A 22,409-nucleotide genomic window follows, 5' to 3' on the forward strand; every position below is an offset into this window, starting at 1 on the left:
AGTGCACCATGCAACGACACACCATCACCAACGCCCTACCGATTGTCGCCGCCGCCTATGGGCGCAAATTCGGGATTCCGGTTCAGGTGAGCGGCTCGCACGCCTGGACCGATGGCACCATGATCCAGATCCCAGAGATCCGCGATGACGCCACCAGCAAGACCCTGGCCTTTGGCTATCTGGCGCACGAAGCCGGGCATGTCCGCTACACCGACTTCGGCCTACCACGGCATCTCACCCCGTTGGGTCGCCATCTCGAAAATATCATCGAGGACATTCGCATCGAAGCCGAGATGATCCAGGCTTATCCAGGGACACGCACGACCTTGGACAGTGTGATCGAGACGTTGATGGCTGACGGCAGGATGTCTGAAGTGAACGCGACGGACAAGCCGGTCGAGATCCTAAGCAACGGCATCCTTGCGCTGGCACGGCACCGTTACCGTCAACAACCAGCACTGGCAACCCAAGCGAAGCAAGCGGATCGCGTGATGCGCAAGGTACTGGGTTCAAGGTTCGTCCACCGACTGCAAGGTCTCATGTCCGAGATTCCAAGACTGACCAGTACCGCCGATTCAATCGCACTGGCTGCCAAGATTGTCGCCTTGGTCGAAGAGGAAGCCAGCCCGGAAGCTGAACCAGACGAGGAGGAGGAAGGAACCCGCCAGAACCAAGAACAAGGCGCTAATCGCCAGGATCAAAGCGGTAATAACCCAGATCAAAGCACTCAACCCAAGCAGGTTGACGTGAAACCAGCACTCCAAGCCGCCTTGGATGCGACAGACGCCGAGCTTCCCGCCGACCTCTTCGAGTCGGTTGCCGAAACACTGGGCAAGCATTCGGGTGATTCACCAACCCTGCTGCCTGCATTGGAGCAATACGCCGGAGATCGCCAGCAAGGACAGCTCGCGTTGAACCGGGTCAAGGTGCATTCCGCCAAACTGACGGCTCGACTGCAAGGACTCATTGAAGCTCATACCTTGGAGACACGGCGCTCCGCGCGAAGAGGCAGGATGTTATCCACGCATCACCTGCATCGCGCTGCTGTCGGAGATTCCAGGATCTTCCGTCTCAAGGAGCGCAAGGTGGCACCGAATACCGCGCTGCACCTGCTGGTCGACCTCTCAGGCTCGATGGCTGGAGGTCAAGACGTGATCGCGCTGGATGCGGCGATGGCCTTGGCGCTCGCGCTGGAAACGACCAATGGCGTGTCACGCGCGGTCTCCGCCTTTCCAGGAATCGACGGCGAAGATGAGAAGATCACGCGCCTTCTGTCGCATGACGACCGGGTGTCTGCAAGAGCGGGCGCGTTCGTGCAACGTGGTCGGGGCGGAACGCCCATGACTGGGGCGCTCTGGTTCGCGGTCGCAGATCTGCTGGCACGCCGCGAGACGCGCAAGGTTGTCGTCACCTTGACCGATGGCGGACCCGATGACTTCACGAGTGCTGCGAAGCTGGTTCGTCAAGCGACAGTGGCGGGGATTCAGATGATCGGCGTGGGGATTGGCTTAGATGTGTCGCGGCTATTTCCCGTGGCCATCCGCATTCACGACATTGCCGACTTGAAACGCGAACTCTTCCAGAAAGCGGAGCAGTTGCTCATTGTCGGCGGCTAGTATTCGCCGAATCGTGTTTCAGAAAATGCGGGGCTGTCAGCCCCGCAGAACGATGCTTGGCGATATTTTAGGGTTGAAGCGGGCCTATCTCGGGGACTTTTGGTATGGCGAAACGCGAAGTGCATCACAGTCGATGGTCACGAAGAGTTGTATTTTCACTTCCGAAAGAGGGGCTTTTATCCGATGCTTGTCAGCCATGACGGGTTGGATCAGTCCTGATGGATGGGCATCGATTTTTTTTGCCTTGCGATCACCGATTCGGACGCTGGCGATTGCTTGCATCGCCTTTTGCTGACTCGCACGAGGGGATTGCTGGTTCGTTGTCTGTCGCGGAAACCTCAACGCGAACGACACAGGTTGTCGCATGTGTCTTTTACACTGATTCCCAGTCATACAGCCGCACGCTGATAACTGTGGTATTCGCTTTCAGAAGCCACTTACACTGATAGACAACAATAGTTTCAAGGTCTCGCAATCCGGCGCCATCGATCTTCAACTTTGGAAGAAGTACACACACGATGAATCAGTCACGATCCATATCCTCGTCCGAATCCATTGATGTCGATCACATCACCCAAGAGGAATGCCAGAACCAACAGGCGGAGCAGATCGCTCAAGAAGTCTTTGATGGGGAAGCGAACGCAACACAAACCGGGCACTTGATCACGCGCTTTGTGGCCTCCTACGAACGACATAAAACGGAACAACCGCTCGATGAATGGCTAACCGCCGAACTCCGCCAGTTTCCGACGCTCTGGCGGGACGAAGCCGAGATCGAGTCCACCGCCCGCGACATCATCGTCAGCGTCGAGCAGGCCAACGCCGCCAAGGCGTCGCTCTACGCCCATCTCGACAAGGGCAAGAGCCGGGAAAGCTGGCTGGCGAAACGGATCGAGGACGGCGCGGGCATCGCGGGCGTGGCTCAGGTCGGCCACTATGCCAGCCAGATTGATCGGGCGCTTGGCGAAGCTAATCGGCAATTCGAGAAGACGGTGTTGACGCGGAACGGGACTGGACCCATCAACCAGGCCGGAACGCTCCACGGGAATATCGCCGAGACCGAGGTTGCCAACCAGTTCAATCTCAACGCCCAGGCCAGCCATTCCGGTGTTCGCGCCGAAGTGCTCCGCAGCCAATCGCTCGACTCGCACGATCTGGTACTGCGTGATGCCTCCAATCATCTGGTGCAAAACGTCCAGGTCAAGACCTACGCCAACACCGACAATCTCATCCAGAACGTTCGCGCACACGATTACCCAAAGGGCACGACCCTGCTGGTGCACGAGGATCAGGTCGAGCGCGTGCAACGCGAATTTCCGGATCTGAAAGTCACCAGCACGCTCGAAACCGATGGCGTCAAGGTGGAGATGCCAAGTCGCGAGGAACTCGCCGTCATGCGCAAGAAGGCGCAGCACGAGCAGGAACTGCGCCAATACGAATGGAACGATGTCAACCGCATCAACATCGTCAAGGGCATCGGCAAGCAGGCGCTGATTGGCGCCACCATCGCCGCTGGTATGCAGGGCGGGCGGATTCTTGGTCGACGTGTCTGGAATCGGCTCACCGGCAAGGAAAACCCACCGGCCAGCGAGGATCTCCGGGAGTTTTTCGACAGTTCCATCAAGAGCGGCAAGCATGTCGGCGTCCAGGTCGCCGTCTCTGGCGCGGTGGTGGTCGCCGTCAAGAATGGCTGGCTGGGGACGCTGCTCAAGAATACCCCCGCCGGTCGCATCGCCAATATCGTGTATATCGGCCTCGAAAACGCCAAGATTCTATTCAAGCTCACCCAGGGCGAACTCACCGGTTCGGAGGCGCTCGACGCCATGGGCACGGTTAGTTGCAGTGCCCTGGGCGGACTCATGGCAGCCAGCTACGGCGTGACCCAGGGCGCGGCCCTTGGCGCTATTTTGGGACCAGTGGGCGTAGTGGTCGGTGGCTTTGTCGGCGGCGTCGCAGGCGGCATGGCCGGGAGCAAGATCGGCGAGGCCGTCTATGCGGGCGGCAAGGTGCTGGTCAAGACGGCATCGACCATGCTCAAGACCCTGAACGTTGGACTCAAAGAAGCCGGCGCTGCCGTGACTCGCAAATTGAACCCGTTGACTTGGTTCGCAGCTTGAGTGTTTGACGAGATGCGCGGGAGCGATTCCGCGCACGACGGATCAATGGATACTCAAACTGGAGCGAACGCCTATTTCACCGCACACCTCAACCTGACTCTGTCAGATCGCGGCGAATAGGGTAAAGCAGTGGTTTTCAAATTGGAGCAACAACGAGATGAAAACGATTAAATTTGATCTTCCTATTAATTGCATGAACGCCAAAAGTATTGAGGAGCTACGCGACAACTTTACCGTGGAGATCCTTGATCATTATCGGAGCGGGAAACTGTCTAGGTGGATGTCGTCCCGAAAGATGGACGATGAGTTGGCAGCGATCAATTCGTTGGATGAAGCAGATGATTACTCTCTCCTAAAAAGTCTGAGCCAAATTCTGCATGTCGATGTTACTGATGAAGGTTTAGCGTCCATTATTGATGCAAAAAAAAGAAAAAAAGCTGGCGATTATTTTTTAATTGTAAGTGAGACCGAGCCAGAAAAAGAATGCTCAGTGGTAGTCGTCGTCGATGCCCTCACCAGCGCCATCATGAATGTTGACCCAGTGACAGTCGTGTCTACGCAAGAAAACGAATGTGTAAATAAAGTTTCTAAAGACACATCGTTTGAAGAGCCCAAAGACGTATTTGATGTAATTTTCAAAACGTCTCCTAAGAAACCGATTCACACCAACAAAGCTATTGATGAAAAACTCACAGTACGTGAGTATCTGTTCGGAAAGAAAAATCCTAATCCAGGTCCATACATGACGCCTAAGCTTAAAGAGATTGTAAGAGAGCTTAAGGAAATCGAAGACAAAAGCAAGCTATCCAAATTCGATATTCGGTTGCTTGATCAATACGGTGACTACGTTTAAAGTAGTCTAGAGTTTGCTGGTTGGGTGCATGGTGTCCTCCTTTTGACTGCATACTTTTATTCTCTTAATCAATTGTGCGGATTCGTGTGTTTGAAGGCGCTGAGCAGCCATCTAAATTTCATTTCAAGCGGATGTACACAAATGAAAATCATCAAGTTCGATCTGCCTATCGATGGCGTGAAAGTGAAGACCGTGGATGAGTTGCGGGATCATTTCACGCTTGAGATTCTGGCTCATGCCCACAGTGGACTGCTGGCTAAGTGGCTGAGTTCGAGAAAGTTGCAGGATGAACTGGCGGCGGTGAAGACACTCGATGGCGCGGAGGATCATACTTTGCTCAAGGGATTGTGCGAGATTTTTGGTGTCGATATCGACGATGAAATTGCTTCGGCGATGTTAAACAAGGCACCCACGAAAACAGAAATTAGCGTGAATGAACAGGTGAAAATGTATGACGATCTGGCAGAGATCGTTGATTTAGCGATTTATCAAGCGATAAGGCTCAATTGCATTACGGCCAACTGTAATAAAGCAGAGAATACAGAAGTGGAATTATGCTGGGCACCTCAGAAAGAGGTTTATTTTAAAGGAGAATCTGTTTTCGAGAAATATTCGGGGTAGTGCCCTTCTCTATATGATTTCACGAATGAGCTTTAACTGAGAGAGTGCTATTATAATGATGGACAAAATGCCAAATAGCTCCAATATGGTTCTCAAGCTTTTTTGAGAAAGAAAGTGCTTTTCGTACGAGCCTGGAAATACGTTGCCTGAGTGTGCAGTTGTATCGTTCGATATGATTTGTCTTTCCCGATTCCTTACCGACAGCGTAATGACGGAATTCTGGAAAAACGGATTGATAAGCTTCCCAAAAATCGGTGTAGAAATCGGCCAATTCTTGATAATCGCGTGGCAATGAATTCCATAATCCTTGCGCACCCTTAATGCCACGAGATCCGATATAAAGTCCGACAACATATCCAGAGTCACGATCTTTCGCGATCCAAACCCATTGTTTTTCATCTTTTTTCAAAACAAATGACCACAGTTCGTCGCACTCGACAACCAGTCGAAAATCAGACAACTTTGGCACGTTTAATTGGCGCGGAACGCCCTCGTATTTTTGATTGACATAGATTTGCAACCAGGATTCAGAGACATTTGCAACACGCGCGATACCAGCAAGCGCAATCCGTTCAAGAAGCAGTCGATCGATCAGCGATTTGGTCTCTTCAGAAATCGCTGAAACTAAGGGGTCAATCACGAATTGACGGCCACATTCCCGACAAAGATGGTTTTGCTTTCCGGTTGCATTAAATCCATTCTTCACGATCTTGGTGGTGTTGCAAGTTGGGCAGTGATTCATGTTTGAATAAATCCAGTCAGATTTTAGATCCTATAGATTGGGGCACTACCATATTCGGATCTGTTTTTTTCTCCACCTGTCGCTTGCAAAATAGTTGAAAAGATTGCCGATGATCATCAGAAATTAGTGTCAGGAGATCTTATTGGATGGTTTATCCTGCCGGAAAGTGCGGAAGATTATTCTGGTAACTGGCATGTTCTTTTATCCATTTTAAAGCATCGACAAAATATTCTTGATCTTGTGTCAAAACTCATTTTGGAAAAAACGAATATTACATTGTTTAAAAAAGCAATTGATCGCCGCATCTCAGTTATTCAGTCGGTTATTGACATTATTGATAGTTACGAGCTTCCAAAAAGTGGAATGTTATCAATGATTTTTTCGTTATGGAACAATGAGGAAGTAAAACAAGGAATTGAACAAGTTGACGAAGATAGTGATGATTTCGAAATAGCGGGAAAGCTAAAAAAAGCAAGAAATTCGTTACTAGACTCCCTCGCAGGACTCCCTCAAGACCACTGCAAGATAATTTTTTTCAATAAAAATATCGATAAAAAAGATATAATCATGTATGGACTTGAAGATAGCGAAGAAAAAAATATAAAGCTATGTGTCGAAGTCGGCGACAGGATTTACGCAAACGATGTTATTGCGAAGGAAAAGTATTCATATTCAGGAGGTAAATCAATTCGCTCAAACGCGACCGGAATTGTCAGAGAGATCCTTATTGATGAGGAAAGCAAGGTCTCAAACGGTACGATTTTGTTAAGGGTAGAAACTTTTTCAAGTCACTCTACAGCCAGTTTTGTTCAGGAAGAAATCAGCAAGTTCTATCAGAAAATTAAGTCGTTTTTTTGATACGCCTGACGAAGATTTCTGATGAATCGCTGATGTTGAAAGAAAAACGGCTTTGTCTCATTTTTCAGGAATACGACAGCGATTTTCTAAAATCCGTTTTTCGAGACTCTAAATCCATGCCCAAAACACTCCAAGACACCCTCCGCGCCCACATCGAATCCCACTACCCGGTTCTCTATCTCCTCACCTACGAAGAAGCCGAGGCCGACGCGCTGATCGCCGCCCTCGCCGACGACCGCAAGATCCTGGAATGGAACCTGGCGCGGGGCATGGTCGATTTCGTTACCAAGCGTCCGCTGATGGAGTGGTGCGATCTGGCCGCCGCGCTGGAGAACCTGCTTGATCAGGATCTCGACAACCATTTCATCGTGATCCGCGATGCCCATCTGGGGCTGCGCGATCAGCCGCTGGCGGTGGCGCGGCTCAAGGCGCTGGTCAGCCGCATCCTGGCCGATGACGAGGCGGCGGTGACGATCTTTTTGCTCTCGTCTCAATTGTTCGTGCCGCCGGAACTGGAAAAATTCATCACCCTATTCGAGCTGCCGCTGCCGGACGAAACCCTGATCCGGTCGGTCGTCGCGGAGTACGCCGCCGCCTACGATCTGACGCTGGACGCGGACACCCTGGGCAAGATGGCGCTGGCTCTGCAAGGCTTGACCCGCTACGAGATCGGCCAGTTGATCAATCGCGGCTATCAGCGCGACGGCAACATCGGGCTGGAAGACCTGGATCTGGTGCTGACCGAGAAGGCGCAGATCATCAAGAAGAGCGGCATTCTCGAAATGCTGACGGTGCGCGAACGGCTGGAGGACATCGGCGGGCTGGGCAAGCTGAAACCCTGGCTGCATCAAAAGGCGCGGGTGATGGCCGATTGGCCCGCCGCGCGCGCCTTCGGGGTCGAGCCGCCGAAAGGGGTGATGATCGTCGGCATGCCCGGCTGCGGCAAATCGCTGACCGCCAAGGCGACCGCCGCGCTCTTCAATCTGCCGCTGCTCAAGCTCGACATGGGCTCGCTGATGGGCAAGTACGTCGGCGAGAGCGAGGGCAACATGCGCCGGGCGATTCAGGTCGCCGAGGCGGTCAGTCCCTGCGTGCTGTGGGTGGACGAGGTGGAAAAGGCGTTCGTCGGCATGGGCAGCGGCGGCGAGGGTTCGGAAGTGGCGACCCGGCTGTTCGGCTATTTCCTGACCTGGATGCAGGACAAGACCAAACAGGTGTTCGTGATCGCGACCGCCAACGACATCTCGGCGCTGCCGCCGGAACTGCTGCGCAAGGGCCGCTTCGACGAGATTTTCTATGTCGATTTTCCGAGCGAGGCCGAGCGGGTCGAGATTTTTCGGGTGCATCTGCAACGGCGCAAGCAACTGTCGGCACGGATTCAATTGGAACGCTTGGCCAAGGCGACGGCGGGCTATTCAGGCGCGGACATCGAGTCGGTGGTCAAGGAAGGCATCGAACAAGCCTTTGTCGAGGATTGCCCGACGCTGGAGACCGAACGCCTGTTGGGCGTGATCGGTAACACACATCCCTTGCGCGAGGTGATGAAGAAGAAAGTGCAGGAATACGCGGAGCGGTTCGCGGAGATGACGATCAAGCCGGCGTCGTGAACGGGGCAATCGCTCTGTCTTTTAAAAAAGCCAAGTCGCTTCGACGTGGGGTCGAGAATCAGGAAAAATGAGAAAATATCATGTCTATTCGTCCTCCACCAACGACTTACACTTGTCCTGTTTGTCGATGGCGCAAGACGGTGTCCCCGAGAAGCGACGCTTTAGTGCCGGGCGACATTCTTTCTGTCTGCCCTGTTTGCGGTCATACGCCATTTGAAAGCCGTCTAGCGTCGAGATTATCTGTTCGAGAGGCTTTAGGTATCTGGTGCAAATGAACTTCTTCGCGAGTTGTACGACCTGGGCGTAACTCACCTTTCCCTGGCAATCTGACCGTCCGTAATGGGCCGATGCCTTAAACATGCTCTTTACGTTCCTAGCGCCAAGACCTTTGTACGAAGCACGAGGCATTCCAACATCAAATCACCCAAGCTTGAGCCTCTCAGACGCCGCACGACGACAGAATGACGCCCTATCGGTTGATCTTTGACGGCGCATGGCGGAGCATCAGGCATAGGAGCCTCTGCTGTCTTGTCGTCTCGCGCGCAGACACCCTGGCCTGAATGACTCAAGTGCTTTCCTGCACGGGATGTGCTTGAAGACTTGAAACCATCACCAGCAAGAAGACTCATGACGATCAAGGACATCGAATCGCGTTTATGGAGCGCCGCTGACCAGCTCTGGGCCAACACCGGGCTGCGTCCCTCGCAGTTCTCGACGCCCGTTCTGGGCCTCATCTTCCTGCGCCATGCCGAGCAGCGGTTTGTCGATGCACAGGCCGAACTCCAACAGGAGGGCGTGTCGCCCGCAAACGCCGATAAGTACGACTACCAGGAGAAAGGTACCCTCTATCTGCCTGACAAGGCCCGCTTCTCGCATCTACTGGCGCTGCCGGAAGGCGAGAATGTCGGTCGTGCCGTGAACGACGCCATGTCTGCCATCGAAGCCGAGAACGAGGAGCTGCGCGGCGTCCTGCCACGCAACTACACCCTGCTCTCGAACCCCACGCTCATCGAGCTGCTGCGTCTGCTGGCACCGCTGAATCAAGCAGGTGATGCGTTCGGTGTCATCTACGAATACTTCCTGGGTGCCTTCGCGCTGGCGGAAGGGCAGAAAGGCGGTGTGTTCTTTACGCCCAAATCCCTGGTCGAACTCATCGTCGAGATCATCGAGCCCTACCACGGACGCATCTTTGATCCCGCCAGCGGCTCCGCTGGCATGTTTGTGCAGAGTGCCGCCTTCGGCAAACGTCACCAGCGCAACGTGGCGTCCGAGATCAGCGTCTTCGGCACCGAGAAGGACGCCGAAACCGTCAAGCTCGCCAAGATGAACCTCGCGGTGCATGGTCTCTCGGGGGACATTCGCGTGGCGAATACCTACTACGAGAACCCGCACGACGCACTGGGTCGTTTCGACTTCGTGATGGCGAATCCGCCGTTCAACGTCAGTGGAGTGGACAAGGAACGCCTGAAAGGCGACAAACGCTTTCCCTTTGGGATTCCCACCACCGACAACGCCAACTATCTCTGGATTCAGCTCTTCTACAGCGCCCTCAACCCCATCGGACGCGCGGGCTTCGTAATGGCGAACTCCGCCAGCGATGCGCGCGGGGCCGAACAGGAGATTCGTCGCAAGCTCCTGGACGACAAGGCCGTCGATGTGATGGTCGCGGTCGGTTCCAATATGTTCTACACCGTGACCTTGCCCTGTACGCTCTGGTTTCTGGACAAAAAGAAATTCCAGACGGCGCGTGCCAAGCAGGTGCTGTTCATCGATGCTCGCCATCTCTACCGCCAAGTCAATCGGGCATTGCGCAAGTGGAGCCCACGACAGATCGAGTATCTCGCCAACATCGCCCGGCTCTATCGTGGCGAAGCGCCCGAGTTCATGGCCGGACCAGACGAAGATTACCCCGGCACCGATCCCGATCTGCGCGAGACCTTCCCGGAACTGGTCTATCAGGATGTCCCCGGACTCTGCAAAGTCGCCACGCTCGACGAGATTGCCGCGCAGGGCTGGTCGCTCAACCCAGGCCGCTACGTTGGCGTGGTGGCGGGCGAGTCCGTCAGTGACGAGGACTTCAAGGCGCAGTTTGAAGCGTGGAACGAGGAACTGGAGGCGTTGAATGCGCAAGCACTGGAACTGCAAACCCGCATTGCCGAGAATGCGGCCTTCTTACTCGATTGAGCCGAGGCATCCAGGATGAATACCCTGATCGAAACTGCGCTACTCGACAGGCTGCGTACCCTTGATGAAGACCATCAAGCCGAAGTCCTGGACTTCGTGGAGTTCATTGCGACGCGCCAAGCCCATGCACACCGGACGCTGATCGACCCCGCCCGTGACTTTCCACGATTCACGGGTACCGAGCCGATCACCGAGGAGAGCGTCGCCTTTCAGCGGCAGATTCGGGATACGGAATGGCGATGAACTATCTCCTCGATACCAATATCCTGATTGACATTCATGCTGGCAAAACGATGGTTGGGATCGAAGCCGGTTATTACGCTTACTCGGTGATCAGCGAAATCGAACTGCTGTCTTGGTCGAACATCACGCCGACCCAGGAACGAGAGTTACGCTGGCTGTTGAACCAATTTCAGCGCGTGGATCTGAACGCCGCCGTGTGCGAAGCAGCCATCCGCTTGCGTCGAGACTGTCAGTTGAAAGTCCCCGACGCCATCATCGCCGCCAGTGCGGCCACACAGAATGCGGTCTTGCTGACCAACGACCGGCAATTGCTGGGCGTTGCCGGGTTACGCAGTCAGTCGGTGGAAATCCAGCATGGATAAACGAGAGGCTATTGTGTGGGATGTTGTGGAGATTTTGGAGATATGAGTGGCTTAGGGAGAGAGTGGCGTGAGTGTAAGTTAGACGATCTAGGTTCAGTTGGGCGAGGCAAGTCAAGGCACCGCCCACGCAATGACACATCACTTTACGGCGGGAAGTATCCGTTCGTTCAAACAGGTGATGTTAAGGAAGCAGAGTTTCGTCTTACAAAATACTCGCAGACATATAACGAAAAAGGGTTGGCCCAGAGTAAACTTTGGGAACCCGGAACACTGTGTATTACAATCGCTGCAAATATAGCTGACACCGCGATACTTGGAATTCCTGCTTGCTTTCCAGATAGTGTTGTCGGGTTCGTCGCAGATCAGAATAAAGCAGACGTAAGATTTATCAAGTATTCCATTGATACTCTCAAGCTGGAAATGCAAGGAGCCTCGCGTGGCACAACTCAGGATAATTTAAGTGTAGATAAGCTAATCACTTTTAATTTTCGCGTTCCTCCCCTCCCTATCCAACACCGCATCGCTGACATCCTCTCCGCCTACGACGACCTGATCGAGAACAACCAGCGACGCATCCAGATTCTGGAGAACATGGCGCGGTCGCTCTATCGCGAATGGTTCGTCGAGTTTCGATTTCCAGGACATGAGAACGTCAAGTTTGTTGATTCTCCGCTCGGGAAGATTCCAGAAGGGTGGGAGATTGGCCCCATGGAATCTGTTTGTGACCGAATAACTGACGGTGCACATCATAGCCCAAAGACTCAAGAACTAGGTTATCCAATGGCATCAGTAAAAGATATGCACGATTGGGGAATCAACATCGAATCTTGCCGCAAGATCAGCGAGGAGGATTTTAAGGAACTAGAAAGAAATGATTCAACGATGCGAAAAAATGATGTTTTGATAGCAAAAGATGGAAGCTATCTTAAGCATTGCTTTGTTGTCGAGGAAGACATGCAGGTTGCGCTATTATCTTCAATTGCGATATTGCGTCCAAATCACCGATTTAAGCCGCATTTGCTGGCTATTATGCTTAGAGACCCAGATGTTAAGTTGCGCATGAAGGGGTACGTTTCCGGCGCTGCATTGCCCCGAATAATTTTAAAAGAATTTCGGCATTTCAATATATTGATGCCGCCTATAAATTTGCAGGAACATTGGTCAAGACTCTGCGAGCCGATGCTTGAAATGTGTTGGCGTTTGATAGCCAAAAATCAAAACCTCCGCCGCACCCGCGACCTCCTGCTTCCACGCCTACTCTCCGGTCAACTCGATGTCTCGACGCTTCCCGAGGAAACCATCCCATGAGCTTCCGCTCGCCGTCCGGTCATTACTCGGAAGATACGCTCGTTGAACAACCCGCCATCGCCTTGTTCGATGAACTCGGTTGGACCACGGCGAACCTCTACCATGAAACCTTTGGTGTCTCCGGTACGGAAGGACGCGAGTCCGAACATGAAGTCATCCTGCCCCGCAGACTCAAGGCCGCGCTCGAACGGCTGAATCCGGAGCTTCCGCCCGACGCACTCGACGCGGCGATGACCGAGATCACCCGCGACCGCTCCACGCTCAACCCGACCGTTGCTAACCGCGAGTTCTACCGCCTGCTCAAGCACGGCGTACCCGTCACCTACCGCGATGCAGACGGGCAAACCGCGACGGATGACGTGCGGGTCATCGACTGGTCCGATCCCAGTCAGAACGACTTCTTTCTCGCCTCGCAGTTCTGGATCTCCGGCGATCTCTACCGTCGCCGCGCCGACCTGATCGGTTTCGTCAACGGCATCCCGCTCGTCTTCATCGAACTGAAGGCGTCGCACAAACATCTGAAGAACGCCTACAGCGACAATCTGCGCGACTACCGCGACACCATTCCGCAAGTCTTCATCCCCAACGCCTTCATCCTGCTATCGAACGGCAGTCACACGCGCATCGGCAGTCTTAGCGCGGCCTGGGAGCATTGCTTTGAATGGAAGCGTATCAACGATGAAGGCGAGACCGGCCTCGTCTCGCTCGAAACCGCCTTACGCGGTCTGTGCGAGCAGACCCGCTTGCTGGACTACGTGGAAAACTTCACGCTCTTCGAGGAGGTGAGCGGCGGCTTGGTGAAGAAGATCGCCAAGAACCACCAGTTCCTGGGCGTCAACAAGGTCTACGCCAGGATCGTGCTGCTGCGCGACCAGCAGGGACGCCTGGGCGTCTTCTGGCACACCCAAGGCAGCGGCAAGAGTCTGTCCATGGCCTTCCTCACCCAGAAGGTGTTGCGCCGGCTGCTTGGTCAATGGACGTTTGTCGTCGTCACCGACCGGGACGAACTGGACACCCAGCTTTACAAGACCTTCGTTGCCACTGGCGCTTTCACTGGAACCGAGGCGCATGCCCGCAACGGTCAGCATCTCAAGCAACTGTTGACCGAAGATCACCGTTACGTCTTTACCCTGATCCAGAAATTCCACACCAAGCACGGCGAAGCCTATCCATTGCTCTCGGAACGCCACGACATCATCGTCATCACCGACGAAGCGCACCGCAGCCAGTACGACACCTTTGCGCTCAACATGCGCACGGCGCTGCCGAATGCCGCGTTTTTGGGCTTCACCGGCACCCCGCTGATCAGCGGCGAAGAAGAGAAGACCCGTGAGGTCTTCGGCGATTACGTGTCGGTCTATGACTTCCTGCGCTCCATCGCCGATGGCGCCACGGTGCCGCTCTATTACGAGAACCGCATCCCCGAGCTGCAACTGACCAACGACAACCTCAACGAAGACATGGCGGCGCTGCTCGAAGCCGCCGAGCTGGATGAGGAACAGGAGCGACTGCTGGAACGCCAGTTTGCGCGCGAGTATCACCTCATTACCCGTGAGGACCGCCTGGAAGCGATTGCCGAGGATCTGGTGAAGCACTTCACCGGACGTGGCTATCGCGGCAAGGCCATGATGGTCTGCATCGATAAGGCGACGGCGGTGCGGATGTATGACAAGGTACGCGCGCACTGGCAGGCATATCTGGCGACATTGAAGGTGACGCTGGCCAGTCAGACGGCCATCGCGGAGCAGGCCGCCGCCTATACGACCGGCGATCTGGTCGCGCCGGAACGCCTAGCGAACGACGGGTCGGCTGAACAGGCCGCACTCGCCGAGAAGATCGCCTACATGGACTCGACCGACATGGCGGTCATCGTCTCGCAGGCACAGAACGAAGTAGCGGATCTTAAGGCCAAGGGCTTGGACATCGCGCCGCATCGTCAGCGTCTGGTCAACGAGGATCTGGACGCCGCCTTCAAGGACGAGACCAACCCATTGCGACTGGTGTTTGTCTGTGCGATGTGGATCACCGGCTTCGATGTGCCGTCCTGCTCGACGATCTATCTCGACAAGCCGATGAAGAACCACACGCTCATGCAGACCATCGCCCGCGCGAATCGGGTCGCACCGGGCAAAACCGCCGGGCTGATCGTTGATTACGTCGGCATCTTCCGCAGCTTGCAGAAGGCGCTGGCGATTTATGCCCGACAGGGTGGCGGCGGCGGGGAACTGCCGATCAAGAACAAGCAGGCGCTGGTGGACGGCTTAAGCGAAGCACTCATCGAGGCCCGCGCCTTCTGTCAGACCCACGGGATTGATCTCGACGCCATCCGCCAAGCAGAAGGCTTCGCCCGGATTGGCAAGCTCGACGATGCCGTGGAAGCCTTGCTGGTGAGCGATGACGTTCGCAAGCGGTATCTGTCTCTCGCCAGTCGTGCCGCGCGCATCTACAAGGCCATCCTCCCCGACCCCGAGGCAAAGACCTTTGCGCCTGATACGGTGCTCCTCGCGGTGATTGCCAGCAAGATCCGCTCGCTCTCGCCAAAGGCGGACATCAGCGATGTGATGGACGACGTGGAAGCACTGCTCAACGACTCCATCGCCACTGAACCCTATCGGATCGAAGCCCAAGCGACCCCCGCACCACTGATTGATCTGTCGCAGATCGACTTCGAGAAATTGGCGAAGGAGTTTGCAACCCAACGTAAACGCACCGAAGCGCAGAAGCTCCAGGCCATTCTGGCGAAGAAGATTGATCAGATGCTGCGTGAGAACCGCTCCCGTCTCGACTTCCTGGAGAAGTTTCAGCAGATGATCGCGGAGTACAACGCGGGCAGTCAGAACATCGAGGCGTTCTTCGCCAAGCTGGTGACGTTTGCGCAGAGCCTTTCCGAAGAAGATCAACGCGGCATGGCGGAACGCCTGACAGCGGAAGAACTAGCGATCTTCGACATCCTGACCAAACCCGAACCCGAGCTGTCGCCGTCAGAGCGCGAGGCGGTCAAGAAGGTGGCAAGGACACTGTTGGAGACGCTGAAGCGCGAGAAGCTGGTATTAGACTGGCGGGAGAAACAACAGGCGCGAGCGGCAGTGAGGAAGACCATCACCCGCACCTTCTCTCAAACCTTGCCCGAGTCCTACAGCCCGGAGCTACGCGCGGTGAAATCGGATCTGGCCTACTGCCATATCTTCGATAGCTATGTCGATGGCCGTCATAGCATCTATGTTCAGGCGGCTTAGCCGTCAAAGCACGGCGTTTTGATGTCAAATCGTTGTGCGTCAGGGCATTCGTGGCGATGATAACAAGGCGATTTCTAAACAATTCGTGTGAATCGACACGCTGCCCCCTATAACGCTCATCCCGCTTGAGATGCCCGACGCTGGTTACTGACATTGAATCTGATTCGCGCTAAGGCGTGAATCAGTCGACCATGGAACGATCGCAGCCCGGCGCAAAAAAGGCCATACAGGCTTAGCTTTACGCATCTCACAGTTATACGGACTTGGCTTTTACACTTGCGATGAAAGGGCTTACGGAATCGGGGTCACTTCGGCCAAAAGCAAACGACTCACTGAGGATGCAGCTCCAGATGATACGGATTATCACTGTGGATCTCGCGGATGAACATCTGAACCTCGCCAAGTCAAGCACAAGTTGACGCTTCTGTGCCGGTGGAAATTTTCAGCAGGTTCTCAAAATTGACTAGGATCAGAATCTGGGTTGCAGCCATGCGTCAAGGTGCCCGAAGATGCGAAATGAATTACGGACTGTGGATACAAGCTAGGCTTCGCGACAACCAACATCGGCCACAAAGATTTGCTTGCATTCTCTGTGGGGATTTCCGTAGAATCTCTCCCGGACGTGTCGATAGACGACCACGCCAATGAAAGCTTGGGACATACCCTAAGCTACATATGCCGCCGCCTCCGCGTGGCCAAATAGATCAATCCTTAGTTCTAAACTAAGGTGTCAAATTGCCGAAGTAGTTAACTTCGCGCACATCAGTTCAGAGCCCATCGCGCTTCCCGTGATGTGAATTTGCTCTCTCTAGTCCATCCATAAATCTCCTCATTTTCAGATTTTGCGTTCAAACACGCGAAGCGATGTTTCGCGTACACATTAATTTCCGCTGCTGGCCATGAGTCGCCAGTCGCGGTGTACATCAGGAGACCAACGAGGTGAACGAAGACTATTCACTCATGCGACTGCCGACACTTAAATTGTTCACAGGATTGGGACGATCCAGTATCTGGGCACGTCTAAACCCCCAAGCACCACAGTACGATCCGTCGTTTCCGAAACCCATTCGACTGTCGGCCAGTGGCCGAGGAGCTGTCGCATGGATTCGATCAGAAGTGGTGGCATGGGTCAAACACAGAGCTGATCTGAGCCGTGACAACAATTAACAACCGTGGCGATCAAACTTGACTGGCGCTAAGTCAGTACAAGCAGACGCAGGCATTTTTCTCGGTAGGTCTAGCAAATCGACTGCTCATGTCAAAGCAGTCGAGGAGATTTTCATGGCCATTTTATTGGTTTTTATGTGATTTGAATTGATATTAGCACTAGCTTGACATGGCTAGATTTAGTGAAGGCCAATCAGCGATGGTTCCACAAGAACAATCGCTGATGCCTAAAGATTATGGCGTAAAACGCCAATTAATGAAGAGCAAGAGACTTACGCACATGAACAACCGTAAACAAAATCGATCAGGAGTAAACGATGAAAAAATCACTAGCGATGACGGCTGATTGGAACGCGATCCACTCCATTCAAATTGCGTACACTTTTCAGTCCACCGATCAATCTTGGTGTGTCAGCAAAGACATCCAGGGTTTCAGCTCTGTACGTGCAGAATTTGAAGAACGCCTTGTGAGGCACATTGCAAAGTCGAATAAATTGGCTTTCACGATTAATCGAACAGCGACAAGTCTTGATATCAAGACCGAACAACCATTTTCTCAGCTAGTCTACGATTTGTTGCGATTGCCACAAGCACACTATCCTCCGATGATGGAAGTCAGCGAAAGTTCAAAGATTATCGCTCACGTTCTCCGTGCATTAAACTTGAATAACATCAATTTTACTGGAGATCCTGGTACAGTAATTGGTGAGAATGGCTTTCTGGAAGGTGAGTTAATCAACAACATTATCATCCGAATACGCGAAGCGGCGAAAGGAAACGAGTATAAAACCAAGTCTAACGAACGTAGAAAACTGATCAATGAACAGATCCGTATCACAGAACGCAACATTGCAAAGTTTTTTAAAAAAACACCCAGTTTATATGTTGTCAGAAAGACGTTTTGCTATAAACACGATGTAGTGAATAACATCAGTCTACAGGAAACGGATGGCCATCTTCAACGGTTTATCAATGCATTAATCAGCGATCTTCCTGATTGCCATATCTTGGGTTGCTGGTGGAAACGCGAGTACATTACAGAGGCAAGCTATCGCTACTCTGTCGTGATTTTTATCAATTCAAGCAATACGTTATGTGGCGAATCGTTCGTGGAAATCGACAGCCAATGGCAACTAGCGACGGATGGCATAGGTGTCGTGTGCGACTATATTTTATCGCCATATAATGGCATCCTCGGGAATGTAGGATCAATTGGGAAAGAGCATGATTTTTATCATTCAACACTCTTGTCGAATATGAGTGGGATACTAAAGCGTGATCTCTATTTACGGCTAAAACCACATCCAGATTTCAAACATTTCGGGATGGAGATGCTATCCAAATAAGCAACTCATTGTAATCGCTGTGGCTGAACATAATCGGTTTGCATGAACTGAAACAAGCCTGATAGCGATCTCACTTGAGAGAGATTCCTGATGATTTAATTCGTCTGGAATCTCCGTCTCAAAATTCTAATGCTATGGGTTTTAACATGACAGTTTCTCAAGAAAAAATTCACCTTGATAGACATGCGTGCAGAGCTTTTTATTCGATGTTGGCAGACGAAATTTTTGATTCATCTGACCAATTACCTGAGTTCAAGTTGAAACGATATAACAACGCCGCATACTCAAAATACCTTGCGGATTTGGAGTGTTTTGTCGAAGATCTCCTAAACGACGATACTATCCCTTTTGTGCGATCTAATGTCATCGCCAACAGAATTACATATGATTCCACACCACTTGCCAGGCAGTATTTTGCGTTAATTCCACTTTTCATTTCAACCGTCAACTTACTTTCTCCAGACTACGAATACGACGAGTATATTATGCTCTTCATCCATTGTTCTCGCGCAATGAGTTTGAGTGAGGAAGCATGTGACTGGAGCCCGCACTGTAACATGCCATCCGCAAACTATCGGCATCGAAACGGAATGACAGGGGGAGAAATTTTTAACGCTCTCGTTAACAGTATTAGAACAGAAGCGAGGCGATTTAGAATAAAACAGAAAATATATAGACGACGCAAAGAATCCATTGAGAGATTCACGGAGTATTGCGATTATTGCAATAAGTTGTTTGAAAAGTATGGTCGTCTTTCTGTATTGCGTCTTGATTTGTTTTACAAAAAGGAATTCTCCAATTCCGTCAATATCCAGGATGTTGGGAAAGATTTAAATCGCTTATTTAGCAATCGACGGTCCAATAAACTCTTTGCGAACATGTGCGGCTATATCACAAAATTAGAGTATGGCGTCGAGAAGGGGATTCATGTCCATGTAATCTATTTTTTTGATGGATCGAAGCGGAAAAATGAAAGCCATATTTATCATGCGAAACAGATTGGCGAGTATTGGAAAGAAACGATTACCAAAGGTCGAGGCGAATATTGGAACTGCAACAAACAAGCCAGTGAGTTTGAAAAGAATGGGATTCGAGGAATCGGTCCAATTAACCACGATCAAACACTTTTACGCGAAAATCTCTTGAATCGCGTCATCGGTTATTTGACAAAATTAGATCAATTTATCAAGCCGAAATATGGTACTTCGATCCGCCTTTACCGTCGGGGTGCTCACCCTTCGGTACCGAAAATCAAACGTGGAAGACCGCGAAAAACCCATGATCGCGACGTTAATCGCAGCAACTTTCCGAACGAAATCCCAGAAAATGTAGTCAATAAATAGGCCATCTTGTGATAGCCCTCTGATGTGATATTTTCACTGGCCCCTTGATAAAGTCGACTATTTACGGGGGATAACGGAGAGGGTATGTAACAGGGCAATCGCATCAACGCATTAGCGCATACTGTTAGACAATCCGTACTGCGGCCCCAATGATTTGAGTCTTTAGAATCTTGGGGAGATCTCGCCGATGTGCGACTTGAGTGTGGAGCGATCGATTGCGCACCATTTTGCCCCGCTGGACGAGCCGCGCAGCGCGATCCAACGACGGCACCTCTTAAGTGAGATGATCGTGATCACCATCGCGGCGTCCTTCAGTGGCGCCGACGGTTGGGTGGGTGTCGAGACGTTCGGACAGGCCAAGGAGGCGTGGCTGCGCACGTTTCTGAAACTGCCCGCGGGCATTCCGTCGCACGACACCTTCGGGCGGGTGTTTGCGCTCATCGATCCCGCACAGTTTGCCGCCTGCTTTCGCCAATGGAGCGCGTCGGTGGCCGAACTGATCCCCGAAGAGATCATTGCCGTCGATGGCAAGACCCTGCGCCGCTCCCACAGCCGCGGCAAGGGCTTGGCGGCGTTGCACCTGGTCAGTGCCTGGGCGACGGCCAATCGGGTGGTGCTCGGACAGGTCGCCACCGACGCCAAATCCAATGAGATCACGGCCATTCCACGTCTGCTGGAGTGGCTGAAGCTGGAGGGCTGCATCGTCACCATCGACGCCATGGGCTGCCAGACCAAGATTGCCGCGCAGATCATCCACCAGGGAGGGGACTATGTGCTCGCGCTCAAAGGCAACCAGGAAACGCTGGCCGCCGAGGTCGAGGAGGCGTTCATCGACGCCGACGCCAGAGGCTACGCCGGTGTCGATTCGGCATTCCTCGAAACCGTCGAGCGAGGGCATGGTCGTCTCGAAACCCGTCGCTACCAAACCTTGGGCGATCTTTCCGGCGTGCCGCACAGCGCCTCGTGGGAGGCAATGAACATGATCGGCATGGTTGAATCGCGCCGTGAGGTCGCCGGCAAGGTCTCGGTCGAGACCCGCTATTTCATTGGCAGCATCGGCACCAGCGCCGCGCGCTTTGCCCACGCAGTACGCGGTCACTGGGGCATCGAAAACGGGTTGCATTGGAATCTCGATATCGCCTTTCGTGAGGATGAGTGCCGTGTCCGCGATCCGGTGGCGCGCGAGAATCTTGCCGTCCTGCGTCACCTCGCCCTCTCGCGCCTCAAGAATGACGGCACCAAGCTCGGCATCCAGAACAAACGCTTGAAAGCCGGTTGGGACGAGTCCTACCTGTCGAAATTGCTCTTCGAGTCGCCTCAGAGGAAGGGCGACGCTGATACATCGGTACCCGCTAATGTTAGCAGCGCTTGATGCGATTGCCCTGGGGTATGTAAGAATATCACACTTGACGGCTATAAACGCTTTTGGTGGACGAGTTTTTCTCGTTCAATGGCAAGGGAGTGAGTCCACGTCAATCGAAGGGTATGACATGAATGACTGTTCAGTTGCTTCTTTCAGGTTTGTGCAGGATGTCGCGAATGTCTTTCAACAGGGCAACCATCGTTTCTTGTGGTTCTAGGTAGTCAGCCCATGATTGCATCATGGGTCTGCGTCGCTCCAGCATTACGCCTCGTTGATAGGCTGCTTCCACCTTGTCTGGCAGGCTGTGTGCCAGCGCGTGTTCGCACACTTCGCGGGGATAATTGCCTTGCTCTGCCGTCCAGTCGCGAAACGTTGATCTAAAACCATGCGGAACGATTGGGTTGCCGGTCTTCGGATCGATCCATTCCAGTAACGTTGTATTGTCTAAGGCACGCTCATTGAGGCGTCGGATTACTTGGGTAAGCGACATATCGCTGAGCGGTTTCTGTTCGCGACTGCCCGGAAACAGGTAAGGGCTGCCGTCGATCCTCGGGAGAGCTTCCAGGAGTCGCATCGCGGCGCTGGACAGTGGCACAAGATGTTCTCGTTTTGCTTTCATGCGCGCAGCCGGAATCGTCCATAATCTCGTCTTCAGGTCGATTTCAGCCCAGGTCGCTAACCGGACCTCTCCAGAGCGAGCGGCTGTTAGAATGACAAACTCCAACGCCCGCGCACCCAGACCTGTCACCTCTCTGAGTCTCGCTACAAATGCAGGAGTTTTGTCATATGGCAGGGCAGAATGATGTCGTACACGCTTAAGCTTTGTCGGCTTGGGAAGCAATGCGTCCAGATGTCCACGCCACAGTGCTGGATTCTCGCCTTGGCGTAACCTCAAGGCTTTCGCGTAGCTGAGGATCAATTCAATACGGGATCGAACGCGCGTAGCCGTTTCGGTCTTGGTGTTCCAGATCGGTTTCAGAATTGTTAGCACATCATCTGTGTTAACGCTCCTGATGGGTTTGTCGCCGATAACTGGGGCTGCATAAGTTTCCAGGGTGTTTGCCCATTGTTCCGCATGTTTGGCATTGCTCCAGCCAGCGCGATGGCTCGCGATGTAGTCAGCCGCTACAGCTCGAAACGTAATCGTTTCAGCGTCGGCCTCTTTCGCGTCTTCGGTGGCTTGGATAGCCTTGGCATGACGATCCTTGATGGGATCGGTGCCAGCACGGACGAGAGCGGCAAGCTGTGCGGCTTCAGCCCGAGCGACAGGCGCGGTCTTGTCGGTCAGTGTGCCGATCCCCATCTCGCGCCGCTTACCCTGTAACTGGAAGCGGAAAATCCAGGATTTCGCCCCACTTTTCTGTACCCTGAGATAAAGGCCATTTCCATCGGCATGCATTCCTTCCCGTGCGTTTTTGATCTCCAGTGCAGTCAAACTCATTG

Annotated in this window: 17 protein-coding genes; 15 read left to right on the forward strand and 2 right to left on the reverse strand. The window is 53.1% G+C overall.

Annotation, left to right across the window (positions count from 1 at the left end; all coding sequences use genetic code 11):
• Positions 1-8 precede the first annotated feature (8 nt).
• From THIVI_RS02820 to THIVI_RS02835, 4 genes are all read left to right on the forward strand, one after another.
• The gene (locus tag THIVI_RS02820; protein ID WP_014777135.1) at positions 9-1,616 is read left to right on the forward strand and encodes a VWA domain-containing protein; all 1,608 of its coding nucleotides are present in this window, start codon (positions 9-11) and stop codon (positions 1,614-1,616) included.
• Between the two features lie 518 nt (positions 1,617-2,134).
• Positions 2,135-3,733, forward strand: a complete 1,599-nt coding sequence (locus THIVI_RS02825; protein WP_014777136.1) for a hypothetical protein — start codon at positions 2,135-2,137, stop codon at positions 3,731-3,733.
• A gap of 157 nt (positions 3,734-3,890) precedes the next feature.
• A complete protein-coding gene (locus THIVI_RS02830) occupies positions 3,891-4,586 on the forward strand; it encodes a hypothetical protein (protein ID WP_014777137.1) in 696 nt (231 codons plus the stop codon).
• A gap of 141 nt (positions 4,587-4,727) precedes the next feature.
• The gene (locus THIVI_RS02835; RefSeq protein WP_014777138.1) at positions 4,728-5,207 is read left to right on the forward strand and encodes a hypothetical protein; all 480 of its coding nucleotides are present in this window, start codon (positions 4,728-4,730) and stop codon (positions 5,205-5,207) included.
• Between the two features lie 19 nt (positions 5,208-5,226).
• On the opposite strand, the gene THIVI_RS23310 is transcribed toward THIVI_RS02835, so the two are convergent.
• A complete protein-coding gene (locus THIVI_RS23310; RefSeq protein WP_014776653.1) occupies positions 5,227-5,949 on the reverse strand; it encodes an IS1 family transposase in 723 nt (240 codons plus the stop codon).
• Positions 5,950-6,075: 126 nt separating this feature from the next.
• Here THIVI_RS23310 and THIVI_RS02845 point away from each other — a divergent pair, with 126 nt between their 5' ends.
• The 11 genes from THIVI_RS02845 to THIVI_RS02890 all read left to right on the forward strand — a co-directional run bounded on the left by THIVI_RS02845 (position 6,076) and on the right by THIVI_RS02890 (position 20,975).
• Positions 6,076-6,807 carry a biotin/lipoyl attachment domain-containing protein gene (locus THIVI_RS02845; protein WP_157174344.1) on the forward strand — a complete coding sequence of 244 codons (732 nt, stop codon included), beginning with the start codon at positions 6,076-6,078 and terminating at the stop codon, positions 6,805-6,807.
• Between the two features lie 116 nt (positions 6,808-6,923).
• On the forward strand, positions 6,924-8,414 hold the full coding sequence (locus THIVI_RS02850) for an AAA family ATPase (RefSeq protein WP_014777140.1): 1,491 nt from the start codon (positions 6,924-6,926) through the stop codon (positions 8,412-8,414).
• A 627-nt stretch (positions 8,415-9,041) separates the two neighbouring features.
• Complete coding sequence (locus THIVI_RS02860) at positions 9,042-10,598, forward strand: type I restriction-modification system subunit M (protein WP_014777142.1); 1,557 nt, start codon at positions 9,042-9,044, stop codon at positions 10,596-10,598.
• Positions 10,599-10,613: 15 nt separating this feature from the next.
• Entirely contained in the window at positions 10,614-10,841 is a 228-nt protein-coding gene (locus tag THIVI_RS02865; protein WP_014777143.1) for a hypothetical protein, read from the forward strand.
• Positions 10,838-11,203: a type II toxin-antitoxin system VapC family toxin gene (locus tag THIVI_RS02870; RefSeq protein ID WP_014777144.1), complete on the forward strand. Its 366-nt coding sequence runs from the start codon at positions 10,838-10,840 to the stop codon at positions 11,201-11,203. The genes THIVI_RS02865 and THIVI_RS02870 overlap by 4 nt, the downstream gene beginning before the upstream one ends.
• A gap of 42 nt (positions 11,204-11,245) precedes the next feature.
• Positions 11,246-12,511, forward strand: a complete 1,266-nt coding sequence (locus tag THIVI_RS02875; RefSeq protein WP_157174345.1) for a restriction endonuclease subunit S — start codon at positions 11,246-11,248, stop codon at positions 12,509-12,511.
• Positions 12,508-15,747: a type I restriction endonuclease subunit R gene (locus THIVI_RS02880; RefSeq protein ID WP_014777146.1), complete on the forward strand. Its 3,240-nt coding sequence runs from the start codon at positions 12,508-12,510 to the stop codon at positions 15,745-15,747. The genes THIVI_RS02875 and THIVI_RS02880 overlap by 4 nt, the downstream gene beginning before the upstream one ends.
• Positions 15,748-16,707: 960 nt before the next feature.
• On the forward strand, positions 16,708-16,914 hold the full coding sequence (locus THIVI_RS23320; protein ID WP_083845682.1) for a helix-turn-helix transcriptional regulator: 207 nt from the start codon (positions 16,708-16,710) through the stop codon (positions 16,912-16,914).
• A 317-nt stretch (positions 16,915-17,231) separates the two neighbouring features.
• Positions 17,232-18,260: a hypothetical protein gene (locus THIVI_RS24400; RefSeq protein ID WP_014777147.1), complete on the forward strand. Its 1,029-nt coding sequence runs from the start codon at positions 17,232-17,234 to the stop codon at positions 18,258-18,260.
• Between the two features lie 74 nt (positions 18,261-18,334).
• Positions 18,335-19,603, forward strand: a complete 1,269-nt coding sequence (locus tag THIVI_RS23325) for a YagK/YfjJ domain-containing protein (RefSeq protein WP_157174346.1) — start codon at positions 18,335-18,337, stop codon at positions 19,601-19,603.
• A 187-nt stretch (positions 19,604-19,790) separates the two neighbouring features.
• The gene (locus THIVI_RS02890; protein WP_014776993.1) at positions 19,791-20,975 is read left to right on the forward strand and encodes an ISAs1 family transposase; all 1,185 of its coding nucleotides are present in this window, start codon (positions 19,791-19,793) and stop codon (positions 20,973-20,975) included.
• Between the two features lie 130 nt (positions 20,976-21,105).
• Here THIVI_RS02890 and THIVI_RS02895 read toward each other — a convergent pair whose 3' ends face one another.
• A complete protein-coding gene (locus tag THIVI_RS02895) occupies positions 21,106-22,407 on the reverse strand; it encodes a tyrosine-type recombinase/integrase (RefSeq protein WP_014777149.1) in 1,302 nt (433 codons plus the stop codon).
• Between the last annotated feature and the right edge of the window lie 2 nt (positions 22,408-22,409).

This window comes from Thiocystis violascens DSM 198, assembly GCF_000227745.2.
Lineage (GTDB): Bacteria > Pseudomonadota > Gammaproteobacteria > Chromatiales > Chromatiaceae > Chromatium > Chromatium violascens.